This is a genomic window from Nocardia concava NBRC 100430 (assembly GCF_000308815.1).
Taxonomy (GTDB): Bacteria; Actinomycetota; Actinomycetes; order Mycobacteriales; family Mycobacteriaceae; genus Nocardia; species Nocardia concava.
Genome location: NZ_BAFX01000150.1, coordinates 110379 through 127965 on the forward strand (window position 1 = coordinate 110379; position 17587 = coordinate 127965).

Here is a 17587-nt window from a genome sequence, read left to right on the forward strand (position 1 = left end):
GGGCCGTTGACCCCGAACGTCACAGTGACGTTTCCGCCAGGACCCTCGGGATGGACCTTTTCTAGGGCTTCGACTGCTCCATGAGACTGACGATTCGCTCCAGATCATCGATGGAGCCGAACTCGACAGTGATCTTGCCCTTGCGCTTGCCGAGCTGAACCGTGACGCGGGTATCGAACGACTCCGACAACCGCTCGGCCACATCCTGTAGACCCGGCATCTGAATCGGCTTGCGCTTGGGCGCCGGGGGAGCGAGCTCCGGATCCGGGTTCCGGTTGGCCAGGGTGACGGCCTCCTCGGTGGCGCGCACCGACATGCCCTCCGCGACAATCCGCGCCGCGAGCGCCTCCTGCGCGTCGGCGCCCGCCTCCAGCGCCAGCACCGCGCGCGCGTGGCCGGCCGACAGCACGCCCGCCGCCACCCGGCGCTGCACCGGAATCGGAAGCTTCAGCAGCCGAATCATATTGGTAACGACCGGACGCGAGCGCCCGATCTTCGCGGCCAGTTCCTCGTGGGTGACACCGAACTCCTCGAGCAGCTGCTGATACGCGGCCGCCTCTTCGAGCGGGTTGAGCTGCACGCGATGGATGTTCTCCAGCAACGCGTCCCGCAGCATGGAGTCGTCCGCGGTCTCGCGCACGATGGCCGGAATGGCCTCGAGCCCCGCCTCCTGGCTGGCCCGCCACCGCCGCTCGCCCATGATGAGCTGATAGCGCGGCTCCGGCAGGGTCGCCATCTGACGCACCACGATGGGCTGCATCAGACCGAATTCCTTGATGGAGTGCACCAGCTCGGCCAGCGCCTCCTCTTCGAAGACGGACCGCGGCTGCTTCGGGTTCGGCTCGATCTGCAGCGGCGGGATCTCCCGGTACACCGCGCCCGCATCGGGCGCGTCGACCGAATCCACCGGATCCGGAACGCGATGCAGATACGCCGAGGCGGGCTGCGGCCCGACCGGATCGATGCCGATGACGACATTGGCGGCGGCACTGCCGAGCCCGCCGGGCGTGGTCGCCGGGCCGGTCGGAATCAGTGCCGCGAGCCCGCGCCCCAGTCCACCCTTCTTAGCCTGACTCATCGGCGTACCGACCCCTTCCGTTGTTCACCGCCACCGAGAAAATCACTTACACACCGGATTGTGCGTCGGAAACCGGCGCAACCGCGTTCTGGCGCGCCGTCCGCGACGCGATCTCTCGTCCGGCATCGAGGTAGCTCATCGCACCCCGCGAGCCCGGATCGTAATCGAGCACCGTCATGCCGTAGCCGGGAGCCTCCGAGACCTTGACGCTGCGGGGGATGACCGAGCGCAGCACCGCGTCACCGAAGTGCGAGCGCACCTCCTCGGCCACCTGGTCGGCCAGCTTGGTGCGGCCGTCGTACATGGTGAGAACGACGGTGGAGACGTGCAATTCGGGATTCAGGTGCGCCTGCACCAGACCGATATTGCGGAGCAGCTGACCCACGCCCTCGAGTGCGTAGTACTCGCACTGGATGGGGATCAGCACCTCCTTGGCGGCGACGAGCGCGTTGACGGTGAGCAGACCCAGCGACGGCGGGCAGTCGATCATCACGTAGTCGATGTCGTACCCGGCGAGGTTGGCCTCCTGGATGGCGGCCTTGAGCCGGCCCTCGCGGGCGACCATGGAGACGAGTTCGATCTCGGCGCCGGCGAGGTCGATGGTCGCCGGAATGCACAGCAGCCGTTCATTGTGCGGGCTCTGCTGAATGGCGTCGCTGACCGAACACTCGCCGATGAGGAGTTCGTAGCTGGAGGGGATGCCCGAGTGATGCTCGATGCCGAGCGCGGTGCTCGCATTGCCCTGGGGGTCGAGATCGATGACGAGCACCCGCATGCCCTGAATGGCGAGCGCGGCGGCCAGGTTCACGGCGGTGGTGGTCTTGCCCACGCCGCCCTTCTGATTGGCAATGGTGAGGATGCGCTGTTCCTTGGGACGCGGGATGTGCGCGTTGGTGCCCGACAGCACCTGGCTCGCCCGCTGCGCTTCGGCGGCAATCGGAGTCTCGGTGGGGGAGATGTTCCCGAACGGAGTGCGGCTGAACTCATCCGTGTCGAAGGGACCGCTATCGAGCATGCCGGGCACCCGGGACGTTGTTTCCCGTGAAACATTCGCCGGACGATTGGACATACAGGCTCCTAACCCCGAGAACTCAAAGACACGTGGCCGAGCAAGATTTCGCGCACCTGGCAGCAACGGCCGCGACGCTGCGTTGTTACCGAGGGCTGGCTCGAATCGGCTGGAAGTCGTTCACGCTCGACGTTCACTAGCTTGCCAGTAGAGGACACAATACGGAAGTTGAACGGGCACCTTCGCGCCGCGACACACTCAAAAACGGCAAAACTGTTCATGTTTCACGGGAAACATCACGCGGCGAGCTTCGTCAGTGACGCTTCGGGCGGCTGGTCCCGGACCGTCCGCTCTTACGCTCCGCCCGGCGTTCGGCGCGCGCCAGCCGCTCGGCGCTGATGACGAAGGTGGGCGTCTCCAGCACTCCCACACCGCATTCCAGAACCTCCGCGTGCCCCGCGCCCGCTTTGGTGAGATCGTCGCGATCACGCTCGAGCTCCTCGGCGGCACTGATTCCCTTGAGCGCCAGCATCCGTCCGTGCTCGTGCACCAGCGGCATGGACCATCCGGCCAGCTTCGCCAGGGGAGCGACCGCGCGGGAGGTGACGACATCAGCGCCGCCCGCCTCCTTCTTCACGCCCGCCTGCTCGGCCCGGCCGCGCACGATCAGGACATTGTCGAGTCCGGCCTCGGCCACGAACTCGGCCAGGAAGACGGTCCGGCGAAGCAGCGGCTCCACCAAGGTGATTCGGAGATCGGGCCGGGCGATGGCGAGCGGGATGCCGGGCAGGCCCGCGCCGCTGCCGATATCGACCACGCGCACGCCCTGGGGGATGAGGTCACCGATCACCGCGCAGTTGAGGATGTGGCGATCCCAGAGCCGGGGAACCTCACGCGGACCGATCAGGCCGCGCTCCACACCCGCGGTGGCGAGCGCGGTGTAGTAGAGCCGAGCCTTGTCCAAGCGCTCACCGAAGACCACCGCCGCCGCGGCCGGGGGTTCGACCGGACCTGGAGCGGTCGTCTCGGTCTCTGGTTCCACGTGAAACATCCTTCCGAATAACCGAACTCGCGGGACTGGCGAATAAGCCGCGTGACTGCGAATAAGCGTAGGGCCCCCGAGTCCGTTCGACTCGAGGGCCCTACGTCATGTCGCCGTGTCAGGCGGGGAGCACCACCACGCGGCGGTTGGGCTCCACGCCCTCGCTCTCGCTCACCACACCATCGAGGGCAGCCACGGCATCGTGGACGATCTTGCGCTCGAACGGGGTCATGGGGGAGAGGGCCTCGCGCTCACCGGTTTCCAGCACGCGCTTGGCGGCCTCGGTGCCGAGCTGACTCAGCTCCGAGCGACGGTTGGCGCGCCAGCCCGCGACATCGAGCATCAGCCGGCTGCGCACACCCGTCGCCTGCTGCACGGCCAGCCGGGTGAGCTCCTGGAGCGCGTCCAGAACTTCGCCGCGACGGCCGACCAGCTTCGCCAGATCCTTACCGCCGTCGATGCTCACGACCGCGCGGTCACCCTCGACGTCGAGGTCGATATCGCCGTCGAAGTCGAGCACATCGAGCAGCTGCTCGAGGTAGTCGCCCGCGATCTCGCCCTCTTCGATGAGCGCTTCCTCGGCGTCGGTCGCGTCGGTCGCCTCCGGTGCCGCCGTCGCAGCCGTCACAGTGGGATCCCCTCCGTCGGTTTCAACAGTCATGGTTGCTTCCTTCATCTGGAGTTGTAAGTCTCAGCGACGCCGCTTCTGGTTTGCGCGACCACGATTACCGGACCGCTTCTTGCCCTGTCCGGGCTTGGCGCCGGGGGAGGGCTTGGAACCGTTCTGGGACGCCTGCGGCGCATCGGTCTTCTCGAGATCGACCGCGTCCTGGACGCCGTCGGTCTTGGCGGTCGGCTGCTTCTTACGAACGTCGACCGGCTTCGCGCCCGGCTTCGGAGCGTTCTGCGCGCGGCGCTCGAGGGCCGCCTCCTTCTTCGCCTTCTCCTCGGCTTCGATCTTGCCGAAAACCAGGTGCTGCTGACCGTAGGTCCAGATGTTGTTGGACACCCAGTAGAGCAGGATGGCGACGGGCAGGAACGGACCACCGACGAGCACGCCGAGCGGGAACACGTACAGCGCCAGCTTGTTCATCATGGCGGCCTGCGGGTTGGCCGCGGCCTCCGCCGACTGCCGTTCCACCGAGGCTCGCGCGTTCATGTGGGTGGCGACACCGGCGATGATCATGAGCGGAATCGACACCGCCGCGATGGCCACCTTGCTCGGCAGACCGACGTCACCGTGGACGAAGGCTTGCATCTGGGACACGGGCTGCGTGATGTACGACGAGAGCGGAGCGCCGAAAAGCCGGGCGGCCAGGAAGGACTGGACGTCGCCCGCGCTGAAGATGTAGTTCGCGGTGTTGGCGTTCTGCTCGACGGTCATGCCGCCGCTGTGACCGAAGCCGCCGAACCCGGCGGAGCCGACCCGGTTGAACGAACGCAGCACATGGAACAGGCCGATGAACACCGGCACCTGCAGCAGCACGGGCAGGCAGCCCATGAGCGGGTTGAAGCCGTGTTCCTTCTGCAGCTTCTGCATCTCGACCGTCATCTGCTGACGGTCGTTCTTGTACTTCTTCTGCAGTTCCTTGATCTGCGGCTGCAGTTCCTGCATCTGCCGGGTGGTGCGGACCTGCTTCACGAACGGCTTGTAGAGCACGAGCCGCAATGTGAACACGAGGAACACCACGGCCAGTGCCCAGGCGAATCCACTGTCTTTGCCCAGCACATACCCGAATGCCTGGTGCCAGAACCACAGAATGGCCGACACCGGGTAATAGATGAAGTCGAGCACGGCTCTATGCACTCCCGTCGTTCGTATCGCCGGTCACCGCAGGCGATGACCCTTCACAAGCTGATGCCGCGTGCCGGTGCTTGCGCTCCGGTACGGGGTCCCACCCACCAGGGTGCCAGGGCGCACATTTCGCCAATCGGACGGCCGTCAGTCCGAGACCGACGAACAGTCCGCGGGTGCGCAACGCCGTCACCGCGTACTCGCTACAGGTAGGAGTGAAGCGGCACACCGGCATACGGGTGGGGGAGATATAGGTCCGATACAGCTCGATGAGGAATATCAGAGCTTTGGCCGGTAAGCGCGCAGCGGCGCGCAGTCCGTTCACGACCGGCTCGCCGGGGCGTTCATGCGTCGCTGCCGACGGGAAGGGTGCCCAGCTTGCGCAGCCCGCTCCGCAACTGCCGCAGCAGTTCGTCGGAGGGCGCGTCGGCGGCACCCGGCAGGGCGCGAATGACAATGTCTGCGCCCGCGGGCAATTCGGCCGTCAAGGTCGCGCAGATATGACGCAGGCGGCGGGCCACCCGGTGGCGTGTAACCGCCGGACCCACCGCCTTGCTGACGATCAAGCCGAAGCGCGGACCGCCCACCCGGATATCCGGGGTCGATCCGCTGGCTTGTTCGTCGTGTAGCAGTACGTGCACAACGAGGTCCCGTCTCCCGATTCTCCGGCCCTGACGCACCGTCCGGGAAAAGTCGATGCGACGGTGCAGCCGGTAGGGCTCAGGCAGCACCTGAGCATCCAGCGGAATGCGGGCGAATGGGGGACCGGAGACCGGACGGCGAGTCGCTCATACGACGCCGCATCCGGGATTACCGAATCAGGCGGTCAGCTTGGCGCGGCCCTTGCCACGGCGCGCCGACACGATGGCGCGGCCCGCACGGGTGCGCATCCGGAGACGGAAGCCGTGGACACGCGCCCGACGACGGTTGTTCGGCTGGAACGTCCGCTTGCCCTTGGCCACGGTCAACACTCCTCTAGGTGGTGGACGTCCGGTGACGCCCGAAGCTGTTCGGTGAAACGGTGCTCTCGACGGACGGGAGTCCATCGGCGCAATACCCTTGTCGGCACGGGCAGCAGACAGCCGCCACCGCACCATAGGGTGACTGTAGAAGGGTACTTACCCCCTGGACGAGGGTCAAACTCGGGGGTAGGAGCCCGGTTTTCGCTGGATACCGCACCGGCACCGCTGACGCACGGCGCGATTGGATCGATCGTTCCGCGCGCCGCTTGCTGGGGGTTCGTGTGTCGGGCCGGGGTTCGTGTACGGTCCTTTCCAGGCCTTCGACGGTACCTCCGTTGCGACCGCGGTTGACTTTGCCAGCTGATAGCTGTGAACCCGCAGGTACGCGCCAGATTCGAGGAATCAGACACGCGGTCGCGTGTATCCCCAGGTTTTCCACATCTGTGGATAATTGTGTGGAAAGACCCCTGGAGTGGCATATTCGTAGGGCCGACGGTGCCTCGCCTACGCCCGGTTACTGGGGGAGCCGAGCAGTGCGAACCGTCTGCTCCAATCGACCTATATCCGGGGAGGACTGCGTTCGTGGACGACGAGCAGAATGTGCTGACGGCTGTCTGGCCGGAGGTGATCGCCGAATTGGCGAGTGGCTCCGCGGATGGGGAGATCCAGCCGGTCAGCAAGGCTCACAAGGCGTGGCTCAACACTATCGAACCGATCACCTTCGCGCAGGGATTCGCCCTGCTCTCGGTGCCGGGCACGATGGCGCAGGTCACGGTCGAACGTGATCTGCGGGAGCTCATTCTGCGGTCCCTGGCCCGCCGCGGTCTCCAGGTCGAGGGCCTGGGCGTGCGCATCCGCGCGCAGCAGAACCCGCCGGCCGGTCGCTCCGGGAACACTCCGCGCCACGCGCGTATGACCTCGCGGCCCGAACGACCCCGCGAACCCGAGCCCGCGCCGCCCGCGTATCAGCCGGAACCGCCCCTGGTCGAGCGTCCACAGCAGCTGTACCAGGCGCCCCAGGAGTACGCGGCCCCGCGCTACCTTCCTCCCCAGGACTACCCGGCCGAGTACGACGATCGGGATGCTTATCCACCGGTGGAATTCGGCCAGTCACAGATGGCCGAAGAGTTGCCGATGCCGGTCGGCGAGCCGCCCGCACCCCCGCGCCGCCGGGAGAACCACCGCAGCGCGCCCAAACCGCCGGGACAGGAGTCGCTGTTCTCGCCGGAGCCCGACGACGAACCGGTCCGGCCCGCGCCGCAGCGCTACGCGGACGAACCCGCCGCCCAGCGGTACGCCGACGAACCCGCACCGCAGCGCTACTCCGATGAGCCGGCACCGCAGCGTTATGCGGATGAACCAGCGCCGCAGCGGTATTCGGACGAGCCCGCGCCGCGCTATTCCGACGAACCGGCGGCCCGCCGCCCGGTCGACGAGCCGCACGACGACGAGCCGGTGGTCAATGTCCGCAATTCCTGGCCGACCTATTTCAACCGGACGCCGGAGCGCGAACGAGAGCCCGCACCCGCGAACGGCTCGGCCAGCCTGAACGCCAAGTACACCTTCGACACCTTCGTCATCGGCGCCTCCAACCGGTTCGCGCACGCGGCCGCGGTGGCCATCGCGGAGGCCCCGGCGCGCGCCTACAATCCGCTGTTCGTCTGGGGCGCTTCGGGTTTGGGCAAGACGCACCTGCTGCACGCGGCCGGGCACTACGCCCAGCGGCTGTTCCCGGGCATGCGGGTGAAGTACGTCTCGACCGAGGAATTCACCAACGACTTCATCAACTCGCTGCGTGACGACCGGAAGGTGGCGTTCAAGCGCCGCTACCGCGAGACCGACATCCTGCTGGTCGACGACATCCAGTTCATCGAGGGCAAGGAAGGCATCCAGGAGGAGTTCTTCCACACCTTCAACACCCTGCACAACGCCAACAAGCAGATCGTGGTCTCCTCCGACCGCCCGCCAAAGCAGCTGGCGACGCTGGAGGAGCGGCTGCGCACCCGCTTCGAGTGGGGCCTGATCACCGATGTGCAGCCGCCGGAGCTCGAGACCCGCATCGCGATCCTGCGCAAGAAGGCGCGCATGGACCGCCTGGACGTGCCGCACGACGTGCTCGAGCTCATCGCCAGCCGGGTGGAGCGCAATATCCGTGAGCTGGAGGGCGCGCTGATCCGCGTCACGGCCTTCGCGTCCTTGAACGGGCAGCCGCTGGATCTCTCTCTGGCAGAAGTGGTGCTGCGCGATCTCATGCCCGATACCGCGACGCTGGAGATCACGGCGGCCACGATCATGGCCGTGACCGCGGAGTACTTCAACACCACGCTGGAAGAGCTGACCGGTCCCGGTAAGGCCCGCCCGCTCGCCCAGGCCCGGCAGATCGCCATGTACCTGTGCCGTGAACTGACCGACCTATCCCTACCCAAGATCGGTCAGGCCTTCGGCCGCGACCACACGACGGTCATGTACGCCGAGAAGAAGGTGCGCAAGGAGATGACCGAGCGCCGCCGGGTGTACGACCAGGTTCAAGAACTCACAGCCCGAATCAAACAGCGTTCGCGCTGATCCACAGTCCACAGGACCCCACGTCGTCTGACGTGGGGTTCTTTGTTTTCCGGGGTTGTGGATTCCTCGAGGAGTCCTCGAGGAAGGGTTGTGGACTCCTCGAGGATTCCCACTGTTGTCCACGGGGTTGCGCACAGGTCGCCACTCACACCCGTGCACAGGTGGTAGTCCACAGAACTAACAGGCGGATTCATCCTCGAGGGCTGAGCAGGGAGGATGGCCGATATGCCCTGGGGATTCCTCGAGGAGTCCTTGTCAGGTCCTCGAGGAATCCTCGAGGTAGTCCCCGGTTTCATCCTGATGTTGGCTACCGGGCCTCGAATGGGGGAGCAACTCGAGGATGACTCGAGGATCAATGTGGAACAGCGGATCGACTCCACAGCCACTCGCCGTTCATCCTCGAGCCACCCAGACGACATCCACACGACGCCGCACGCCCCCACCAGCGAAAACGGCCGAAGTCCACAGAACTAACAGGACCTACTACTACTTCAGTTATTCATCTAGAGAAGGCTTTTCTAAAACAGGGTGTGTGGAAACTCGGGTTGGGAGAGCACGGTCGGGTAGGCAGCCCCTCCACACCCGATCGGGCAGCAAGGAGAAGGAGGGATCCGGATCCAGACTCATCGGATAGCTCGGAGGGTCGGCGTTGGCCGTTACGCCCCTCGCGGGTACGGTTCACTGTCAGTCCCCTGTGCCACACTGCGTAGGCGGCTGATTCAGATCAGCAGAGTTCACGAATCCACTGGGAGAGGACAGACCGGGCGATGGAGCTTGCAAGCATGAAGTTTCGGGTCGCCCGCGAGGACTTCGCCGAATCCGTAGCCTGGGTCGCCCGTAGCCTGCCCTCGCGGCCTCCGGTCCCTGTGCTCGGTGGCGTACTTCTCGTGGCTGACGAGGATGGCCTGACGGTCTCCGGCTTCGACTACGAGGTCTCCGCGCAGATGCGCGTGGCCGCCGAGGTCGCCGGTCCGGGTCAGGTGCTGGTGTCGGGCCGCCTGCTGGCCGATATCACCAAGGCGCTGTCCAACAAGCCGGTCGATGTGTCGGTGGACGGCACCCGCGTGCTGATCGCCTGTGGCAGCGCCAAGTTCTCCCTGCCCACCATGCCGGTCGAGGACTATCCCCAGCTTCCCGAACTTCCTCCCCAGACCGGTGAACTCGCGGTGGATCTGTTCTCCGAGGCGGTCTCCCAGGTGGCCGTGGCCGCCGGTCGCGATGACACACTGCCCATGCTCACCGGTATCCGCGTCGAGATCGAGGGCCCCAAGGTGGTCCTGGCCGCGACCGACCGCTTCCGCCTCGCCGTGCGCGAGCTGGAATGGCAGCCCGGTCGCGCCGATGTGGAGACCGCGGTGCTGGTCCCGGCCCGCACCCTGTCCGAGGCCGCGAAAACGCTCGGTGCGTCCGATCAGCCGGTGCAGCTGGCCTTCGGCACCGGCACCGACGGCCTGCTGGGCATCGTGAACGGCGGCCGCCGCACCACCACGCGTCTGCTCGATGCCGAATTCCCCAAGTTCCGCCAGTTGCTCCCCAAGGAGCACACCTCCCTCGCGACCATCACGGTGAGCGCGCTGACCGAGGCCATCAAGCGTGTGGCCCTGGTGGCCGAGCGCGGCGCCCAGGTGCGGCTGGAGTTCTCCGAGGAGGGCCTGCTGCTCTCCGCCGGTGGCGACGACGCCGGTCGCGCCGAGGAGTGGCTGGAGGCCGAGTTCCGCGGTGAGCCGCTGACCATCGCCTTCAACCCCGGCTACCTGCTCGACGGTCTGTCCGCCTCGCATTCGGACCGGGTGACCTTCGGCTTCACCACCCCCAGCCGGCCCGCGGTGTTCCTCCCAGCCCCCGAGGAAGAGCCCACCCAGCTGGAGTCGGGCGCGTTCTCGGCACTGTCCGGCAGCTACATCTACCTGCTGATGCCGGTGCGGTTGCCGGGCTGATCGGGCGACTCACCTGTGCACAGTGTTGACAAACCTGTGAAAAACATGGACTGACCGGATGCACGTGCGTGCGCTGTCACTGCGCGATTTCCGCTCCTGGGAGGCCGCCGAGCTGGAATTCTCGCCCGGCAGAACGGTTTTCCTGGGCTCCAATGGCAATGGCAAGACCAACCTGATCGAGGCCATCGGCTATCTGTCCACCCTCGGCTCACACCGGGTGGCAGCCGATGCCCCGCTCATCCGGATCGGCGCGCAGAAGGCGCGGATCGGCGCGACGGTGGTCAATACCGGCCGCGAGCTCCGCGTCGATATGGAGCTGAATCAGGGCCAAGCCAATCGGGCCCAGATCAATCGCTCGCCGGTGCGGCGGCCGCGGGAGATCCTGGGCATCCTGCAGACCGTCCTGTTCGCCCCGGAGGACCTCTCGCTGGTGCGCGGGGACCCGGGGGAGCGGCGGCGCTTCCTGGACGAGCTGGCGACCGCCCGGCTGCCCCGGCTGGCCGGGGTGCGCGCGGATTACGACAAGGTGCTGCGGCAGCGCTCGGCGCTGTTGAAAACCGCTGGGCGCAATGCCCGTTCGGGGTCCCGCGGCGCGGAGCTGAGCACACTCGACGTGTGGGACGGGCATCTGGCGGGGCACGGCGCGGTGTTGCTGGCGCAGCGGCTGCGGCTGGTGCACGAGCTCTATCCACATCTTGCACAGGCTTATTCAGGTATCGCTCCCGAATCCCGGCCCGCCACAATCGCTTACCGAAGTGCGAGTTTGCCGCCGGAGCTGCTCGATCCCGCGCGTTCTCCACAGCCTGAGGACGAATCGGAGCTGGAAGCCATCCTGTTGCGGGAGTTGGCCGCCGCCCGTCCCAAGGAGCTGGAACGCGGCGTCTGCCTGGTCGGCCCGCATCGCGACGATCTGGAGTTGATGCTGGGTTCGGCCCCCGCCAAGGGTTTCGCGAGCCACGGCGAATCCTGGTCCTTCGCCCTGGCGTTGCGGCTCGGCGCGTTCGAACTGCTGCGGTCCGCCGGAACCGATCCGGTGCTGATCCTCGACGACGTGTTCGCGGAACTGGATCGGCGGCGTCGCACCGCACTGGCCGCGGTGGCCGCCGGGGCCGAGCAGGTGTTGATCACCGCCGCGGTGCCCGAGGACGTGCCCGCCGAATTGGAGGCCGCACCGCTGCGCGTGGAGACCACGGGAGAGGCCGATCGCCGCGCGTCTCGGATAGTCGAGTCGGCGTCCATGTGACATCGGCGCCGGCATCGGTGAGTCCGTCGGTCCTATGCGGCAGAATCACGTGACGAACCGAAGGTGATCAACCGGGATTCCCCAGTGTGGAAGGAGTTGTGGATGGCTCAGCAGCCGGAAGCCGACGACCGCGGGACTCCTCAGCCGAATAACGATGCCGCAGGCCCGGAGCCTGAGTTGCGCGGTGTCGACTTGGCCCGGCGCGCCCTCGAGGAAGCCCGCGCTGCTGCGCGCGCTGCCGGGAAATCGGTGGGCCAAGGCCGTGCTTCGCCGCGTCAGGGCGGTATCCGGTCGCTGCGTCGTCGCCGCACCGGCTGGTCGGGCGCGCATCCGGACGAGCGTGATCCACAGACCCTTTCGTCTCTCGCCATGCAGCTGGCCAAGGGCCGCGGCTGGTCCGGCAAGGTCGCCGAGGGCACCGTCTTCGGCCGCTGGTCCAGCGTGGTGGGGGAGGACATCGCCGCGCACGCCACGCCGATCTCGCTGGAGAACGGCATTCTGAGCATTCAGGCCGAGTCCACCGCCTGGGCCACCCAGCTGCGCATGTTCCAGTCGCAGATCCTGGCCAAGATCGCGGCCGCGGTCGGCAACGGCGTGGTCAAACAGCTCAAGATCAACGGTCCGACCGCCCCGAGCTGGCGGCACGGCGACCGGCACGTCAAAGGCCGAGGTCCGCGCGACACGTACGGATAGATCTTGTTTCACGTGGAACGTTTCGATCTCGCCGCGGCCCGCGGGGAGATCGATTCGAACCCTCGCGCAAACGCTCTCCGGGTGACACGCGCATCGCCCGCTGAGGCTTCCGGAACCCCCTTCACCCATAACCGGTCATATCGCTGGTCGATTTCATGACCCTACGGCCCACTCAGGGGTGTCATAGGTGCGTTCTCTGTCGGTCGTACCAGTAGGATGGGGGAGTAACTAGCGGCGATACCTCCCGGCGCGTTCCGTAGCGCCCGCGCGTGAGCCCCCGTAATTCTCGAGCAGACACTGACCGGTGCTCGAGCAGACAGTGTCTGACGGCTCAACGCGTGCCACCGCACTGCGCCGGGAGGATCAGCAAGTAAGGAGAGCTACCCACCAGTGGCTGCCATGGACTCCAACGCAGAAGGCTCGACCCCGCCGAAGAACGGCAAGCCGTCGAACTACGGTGCCGAATCCATCACCGTCCTCGAGGGCCTCGAGGCGGTCCGCAAACGCCCCGGTATGTACATCGGTTCCACCGGTGAGCGGGGCCTGCACCACCTGATCTGGGAGGTCGTCGACAACTCCGTCGATGAGGCGATGGCCGGGTACGCCTCGCGCGTCGATGTCACGCTGCTGGCCGACGGCGGTGTCGAGGTCGTCGACGACGGCCGCGGTATCCCGGTCGCCATGCACGCGCAGGGGGTGCCGACCATCGAGGTCGTCATGACCCAGCTGCACGCCGGCGGCAAGTTCGACGGCGAATCGTATGCGGTGTCCGGCGGTCTGCACGGTGTCGGCATCTCGGTGGTGAACGCGCTGTCCACCCGCCTCGAGGCCGATGTGGACACCGACGGCTACCACTGGACCCAGGAGTACAAGGACTCCAAGCCCGGCAAGCTGGTGCAGGGCGGCGCGACCAAGCGCACCGGCACCACCATCCGGTTCTGGCCGGATCCGGAGATCTTCGAGACCACCACCTTCAGCTTCGAGACGGTGGCGCGCCGCCTGCAGGAGATGGCGTTCCTGAACAAGGGCCTCACCATCACGCTGACCGATCAGCGGGTGGCCGAGGGCGATGTGATCGACGAGGTGGTGAGCGAAACCGCCGAGGCCCCCAAGCATCTCGACGAGAACGCCCCCGCGGAGACTCCGAAGATCAAGACCCGGACCTACCACTACCCGGGCGGTCTCGAGGACTACGTCAAGCACATCAACCGGACCAAGACGCCGATCCACAACTCGATCGTGGCGTTCACCGGCAAGGGCACCGGCCACGAGGTCGAGGTCGCGATGCAGTGGAACTCCGGCTACTCCGAGTCGGTCCACACCTTCGCCAACACCATCAACACCCACGAGGGCGGCACCCACGAGGAGGGCTTCCGCGCGGCGCTCACCACGGTGGTGAACAAGTACGCGAAGGACAAGAAGCTCCTCAAGGAGAAGGAAGGCAACCTCACCGGTGACGACATCCGTGAGGGTCTCGCCGCCATCGTGAGCGTCAAGATCGCCGATCCGCAGTTCGAGGGCCAGACCAAGACCAAGCTCGGCAATACCGAGGTGAAGTCCTTCGTCCAGCGCACCTGCAACGAGCACATCTCGCACTGGTTCGAGGCCAACCCGGCCGATGCGAAGACCATTGTGCAGAAGGCGGTTTCGTCCGCCCAGGCGCGCGTCGCGGCCCGCAAGGCGCGAGAGCTGGTGCGGCGCAAGTCCGCCACCGATCTGGGTGGCCTGCCGGGCAAGCTGGCCGACTGCCGTTCCAAGGATCCGGCCAAGTCCGAGATCTACATCGTGGAGGGCGACTCCGCCGGTGGCTCGGCCAAGTCCGGCCGCGACTCCATGTACCAGGCGATCCTGCCGCTGCGCGGCAAGATCATCAACGTGGAGAAGGCGCGCATCGACCGCGTGCTGAAGAACACCGAGGTCCAGTCCATCATCACCGCCTTCGGTACAGGTATTCACGACGAGTTCGACATCGCCAAGCTGCGCTATCACAAGATCGTGCTGATGGCCGACGCCGACGTGGACGGCCAGCACATCTCGACGCTGCTGCTGACCCTGCTGTTCCGCTTCATGCGCCCGCTGGTCGAGCACGGTCACGTGTACCTGGCCATGCCGCCGCTGTACAAGCTGAAGTGGCAGCGGTCCGAGCCGGAGTTCGCCTACTCCGACCGCGAGCGCGACGGGCTGCTCGAGCGCGGCCTGGCGGCCGGCAAGAAGATCAACAAGGACGACGGCATCCAGCGCTACAAGGGTCTCGGTGAGATGAACCCGAAGGAGCTGTGGGAGACGACGATGGACCCGACGGTCCGCGTCCTGCGTCTGGTCACCCTGGACGACGCGGCTGCCGCCGACGAGCTGTTCTCGATCCTGATGGGCGAGGACGTCGAGGCTCGGCGCAGCTTCATCACTCGGAATGCCAAGGACGTGCGATTCCTGGACGTGTAGTCGCCTGCCTGCACTCGGATTCGCCCCAAAAGACTTCCTACGGAGACTAATTCATGACTGACACCACGCTGCCGCCCTCGGGTGGCGACCGCATCGAGCCGGTCGACATTCAGCAGGAGATGCAGAACTCCTACATCGATTACGCGATGAGCGTGATCGTGGGCCGCGCGCTGCCCGAGGTGCGCGACGGCCTCAAGCCGGTGCACCGGCGCATCCTGTACGCGATGTACGACAACGGGTATCGGCCCGACCGCGGCTATGTGAAGTCCGCGCGCCCGGTCGCCGACACCATGGGTAACTACCACCCGCACGGTGACACCGCGATCTACGACACCCTGGTGCGCATGGCGCAGCCGTGGTCGCTGCGCTACCCGCTGGTCGACGGCCAGGGCAACTTCGGTTCCCGCGGCAATGACGGCGCGGCCGCCATGCGTTATACGGAGTGCCGTCTGACTCCGCTGGCCATGGAGATGCTGCGCGAGATCGACCACGAGACGGTCGATTTCACGCCGAACTACGACGGTAAGACCCAGGAACCGGTCGTGCTGCCGAGCCGGGTCCCGGCTCTGCTCATGAACGGCTCCAACGGTATTGCCGTCGGTATGGCGACGAACATCCCGCCGCACAACCTGACCGAGCTGGCCGAGGCCATCTACTGGGCGCTGGACAACCACCAGGCGGACGAGGAGACCACGCTCGCCGCGTGCATGGAGCGGGTGAAGGGTCCGGACTTCCCGACCGCCGGCCTGATCGTCGGCACCCAGGGCATCCACGACGCATACACCACCGGCCGCGGTTCGGTCCGCATGCGCGGTGTGGTGGAGATCGAGGAGGACAGCCGGGGCCGCACCACGATCGTCATTACCGAGCTGCCGTTCCAGGTCAATACCGACAACTTCGTGAACGCGATCGCCGAGCAGGTGAAGGACGGCAAGATCGCGGGTGTCTCCGACATCCACGACGAGTCCTCCGACCGCGTCGGCCTGCGCATCGTGGTGACGGTCAAGCGTGACGCCATCGCCAAGGTGGTGCTGAACAACCTCTACAAGCACACCCAGCTGCAGACCTCCTTCGGCTGCAACATGCTCTCGATCGTCGACGGGGTGCCGCGCACGCTGCGCCTCGATCAGATGATCCGGCTGTATGTGAACCACCAGTTGGAAGTCATCGTCCGGCGCACCAAGTACCTGCTGCGCAAGGCCGAGGAGCGGGCTCACATCCTGCGCGGTTTGGTGAAGGCGCTGGATCAGCTGGACGCCGTGATCGCCCTGATCCGCCGTTCGGCCGATACCGACACCGCCCGCACCGGCCTGATGCAGTTGCTGGATATCGACGAGATCCAGGCGACCGCCATCCTCGACATGCAGCTGCGCCGCCTGTCGGCCCTGGAGCGGCAGAAGATCCTCGACGAGTTGGCCAAGATCGAGGCCGAGATCGCGGACCTGAAGGACATTCTGGCCAAGCCGGAGCGGCAGCGCGCCATCGTCCGTGACGAATTGGCCGAGATCGTCGACAAGTACGGCGACGACCGCCGCACCAAGATCATCGCGGCCGACGGCGACGTGCAGGACGAGGACCTGATCGCCCGCGAGGACGTGGTCGTCACCATCACCGAGACCGGCTACGCCAAGCGCACCAAGACCGACCTCTACCGTTCGCAGAAGCGCGGCGGCAAGGGCGTGCAGGGCGCGGGTCTCAAGCAGGACGACATCGTCAAGCACTTCTTCATCACCTCGACCCACGACTGGCTGCTCTTCTTCACCAACAAGGGCCGGGTGTACCGGGCCAAGGCGTACGAGCTGCCCGAGGCCAACCGCACCGCGCGCGGCCAGCACGTGGCCAATCTGCTGGCCTTCCAGCCGGACGAGAAGATCGCCCAGGTCATCCAGATCAAGTCCTACGAGGATGCGCCCTACCTGGTGCTGGCCACCCGCAAGGGCCTGGTGAAGAAGTCGAAGCTGACCGACTTCGACTCCAACCGCACCGGCGGCATCGTGGCGGTCAATCTGCGCGATGAGGACGAATTGGTCGGCGCGGCACTGTGTTCCGCCGAGGACGACCTGCTGCTCGTCTCCGCGCACGGTCAGTCCATCCGCTTCTCCGCCAATGACGAGGTGCTGCGCCCGATGGGCCGCGCCACCTCCGGCGTGCAGGGCATGCGCTTCAATGCCGATGATGAACTGTTGTCGCTCAACGTGGTTCGCGACGAAGAGGGCATCTATCTGCTTGTCGCGACCGCGGGTGGGTACTCCAAGCGCACGGCCATCGACGAGTACACGGCGCAGGGTCGTGGCGGCAAGGGCGTGCTGACGATCCAGTACGACGAGAAGCGTGGCAGTCTTGTCGGTGCGCTCATCGTCAATGACGAGGATGAGCTCTACGCGATCACCTCCGGCGGCGGTGTCATTCGTACGCTGGCGCACCAGGTTCGCAAGGCCGGGCGTCAAACCAAGGGCGTGCGGTTGATGAACCTGGGCGAGGGCGATACTTTGCTCGCGATCGCTCGGAACGCGGATGAGCCCGACCAGGTTGCCGAAGATGACACCAGCGGTTCGGCGAAGCAGTAGTTTCACCACAGCAGCGGCGGCACACACGGATCGAAGGATTCACCATTGACCACGAATCAGCCGAATGACCAGCGCGGTCATGCCAATGGCGTGACCGAGAGAATCGCCCCGTCCCCGATTCCGCCGCGGCCCATTCCGCGGCCCGGCGGGAACGAGGGCGGTGCGCCGCAATCACCCGAATTGTCGGACCACTCCGGCGATTTCGGGCCGGAAGGTAACAATTCGGCAGAGGCCGCCACCGCGGATTCCCCGGA

General features: G+C 66.2%; 14 protein-coding genes. 6 read left to right on the forward strand and 8 right to left on the reverse strand.

Annotation, left to right across the window (positions count from 1 at the left end):
• Positions 1 to 61 precede the first annotated feature (61 nt).
• The 8 genes from ON43_RS35005 to rpmH form a co-directional block, all read right to left on the reverse strand.
• Entirely contained in the window at positions 62 to 1078 is a 1017-nt protein-coding gene (locus ON43_RS35005) for a ParB/RepB/Spo0J family partition protein (protein ID WP_040814476.1), read from the reverse strand.
• 46 nt (positions 1079 to 1124) lie between these two features.
• The gene (locus tag ON43_RS35010; protein WP_174416526.1) at positions 1125 to 2093 is read right to left on the reverse strand and encodes a ParA family protein; all 969 of its coding nucleotides are present in this window, start codon (positions 2091 to 2093) and stop codon (positions 1125 to 1127) included.
• Between the two features lie 307 nt (positions 2094 to 2400).
• Positions 2401 to 3138 carry a 16S rRNA (guanine(527)-N(7))-methyltransferase RsmG gene (rsmG, locus tag ON43_RS35015; protein ID WP_051179642.1) on the reverse strand — a complete coding sequence of 246 codons (738 nt, stop codon included), beginning with the start codon at positions 3136 to 3138 and terminating at the stop codon, positions 2401 to 2403.
• A gap of 109 nt (positions 3139 to 3247) precedes the next feature.
• Positions 3248 to 3790, reverse strand: coding sequence for a Jag family protein (locus tag ON43_RS35020; RefSeq protein WP_083913984.1), 543 nt, complete (start codon positions 3788 to 3790; stop codon positions 3248 to 3250).
• A gap of 30 nt (positions 3791 to 3820) precedes the next feature.
• Complete coding sequence (gene yidC / locus ON43_RS35025; protein ID WP_040814479.1) at positions 3821 to 4924, reverse strand: membrane protein insertase YidC; 1104 nt, start codon at positions 4922 to 4924, stop codon at positions 3821 to 3823.
• 4 nt (positions 4925 to 4928) lie between these two features.
• Complete coding sequence (gene yidD, locus ON43_RS44070; RefSeq protein ID WP_083913986.1) at positions 4929 to 5240, reverse strand: membrane protein insertion efficiency factor YidD; 312 nt, start codon at positions 5238 to 5240, stop codon at positions 4929 to 4931.
• A gap of 28 nt (positions 5241 to 5268) precedes the next feature.
• Positions 5269 to 5655 carry a ribonuclease P protein component gene (gene rnpA / locus ON43_RS44075; RefSeq protein ID WP_083913973.1) on the reverse strand — a complete coding sequence of 129 codons (387 nt, stop codon included), beginning with the start codon at positions 5653 to 5655 and terminating at the stop codon, positions 5269 to 5271.
• 87 nt (positions 5656 to 5742) lie between these two features.
• Positions 5743 to 5886, reverse strand: coding sequence for a 50S ribosomal protein L34 (rpmH, locus tag ON43_RS35035; RefSeq protein WP_033085250.1), 144 nt, complete (start codon positions 5884 to 5886; stop codon positions 5743 to 5745).
• 582 nt (positions 5887 to 6468) lie between these two features.
• Between rpmH and dnaA the strand changes: the two genes are divergently transcribed.
• The 6 genes from dnaA to gyrA all read left to right on the forward strand — a co-directional run bounded on the left by dnaA (position 6469) and on the right by gyrA (position 17333).
• Positions 6469 to 8451: a chromosomal replication initiator protein DnaA gene (dnaA, locus tag ON43_RS35040; protein WP_040814480.1), complete on the forward strand. Its 1983-nt coding sequence runs from the start codon at positions 6469 to 6471 to the stop codon at positions 8449 to 8451.
• A gap of 767 nt (positions 8452 to 9218) precedes the next feature.
• A complete protein-coding gene (gene dnaN / locus ON43_RS35045; protein WP_040814481.1) occupies positions 9219 to 10388 on the forward strand; it encodes a DNA polymerase III subunit beta in 1170 nt (389 codons plus the stop codon).
• 58 nt (positions 10389 to 10446) lie between these two features.
• The gene (gene recF / locus ON43_RS35050; RefSeq protein WP_040814482.1) at positions 10447 to 11631 is read left to right on the forward strand and encodes a DNA replication/repair protein RecF; all 1185 of its coding nucleotides are present in this window, start codon (positions 10447 to 10449) and stop codon (positions 11629 to 11631) included.
• 102 nt (positions 11632 to 11733) lie between these two features.
• On the forward strand, positions 11734 to 12324 hold the full coding sequence (locus ON43_RS35055; RefSeq protein WP_051179647.1) for a DUF721 family protein: 591 nt from the start codon (positions 11734 to 11736) through the stop codon (positions 12322 to 12324).
• Between the two features lie 399 nt (positions 12325 to 12723).
• Positions 12724 to 14766, forward strand: a complete 2043-nt coding sequence (gyrB, locus tag ON43_RS35060; RefSeq protein WP_040814484.1) for a DNA topoisomerase (ATP-hydrolyzing) subunit B — start codon at positions 12724 to 12726, stop codon at positions 14764 to 14766.
• Positions 14767 to 14819: 53 nt separating this feature from the next.
• Complete coding sequence (gene gyrA / locus ON43_RS35065; RefSeq protein WP_040814485.1) at positions 14820 to 17333, forward strand: DNA gyrase subunit A; 2514 nt, start codon at positions 14820 to 14822, stop codon at positions 17331 to 17333.
• Positions 17334 to 17587 lie beyond the last annotated feature (254 nt).

What these genes read in the sequence shown, in the direction of transcription:
- recF (WP_040814482.1), top strand. Translation starts at nt 10,447, where the DNA reads ATGCACGTGCGTGCGCTGTCACTGCGCGATTTCCGCTCCTGGGAGGCC.
- gyrA (WP_040814485.1), top strand. Translation starts at nt 14,820, where the DNA reads ATGACTGACACCACGCTGCCGCCCTCGGGTGGCGACCGCATCGAGCCG.
- ON43_RS35010 (WP_174416526.1), bottom strand. Translation starts at nt 2,093, where the DNA reads ATGCTCGATAGCGGTCCCTTCGACACGGATGAGTTCAGCCGCACTCCG.
- dnaN (WP_040814481.1), top strand. Translation starts at nt 9,219, where the DNA reads ATGGAGCTTGCAAGCATGAAGTTTCGGGTCGCCCGCGAGGACTTCGCC.
- ON43_RS35005 (WP_040814476.1), bottom strand. Translation starts at nt 1,078, where the DNA reads ATGAGTCAGGCTAAGAAGGGTGGACTGGGGCGCGGGCTCGCGGCACTG.
- rsmG (WP_051179642.1), bottom strand. Translation starts at nt 3,138, where the DNA reads ATGTTTCACGTGGAACCAGAGACCGAGACGACCGCTCCAGGTCCGGTC.
- gyrB (WP_040814484.1), top strand. Translation starts at nt 12,724, where the DNA reads ATGGACTCCAACGCAGAAGGCTCGACCCCGCCGAAGAACGGCAAGCCG.
- ON43_RS35055 (WP_051179647.1), top strand. Translation starts at nt 11,734, where the DNA reads ATGGCTCAGCAGCCGGAAGCCGACGACCGCGGGACTCCTCAGCCGAAT.
- ON43_RS35020 (WP_083913984.1), bottom strand. Translation starts at nt 3,790, where the DNA reads ATGACTGTTGAAACCGACGGAGGGGATCCCACTGTGACGGCTGCGACG.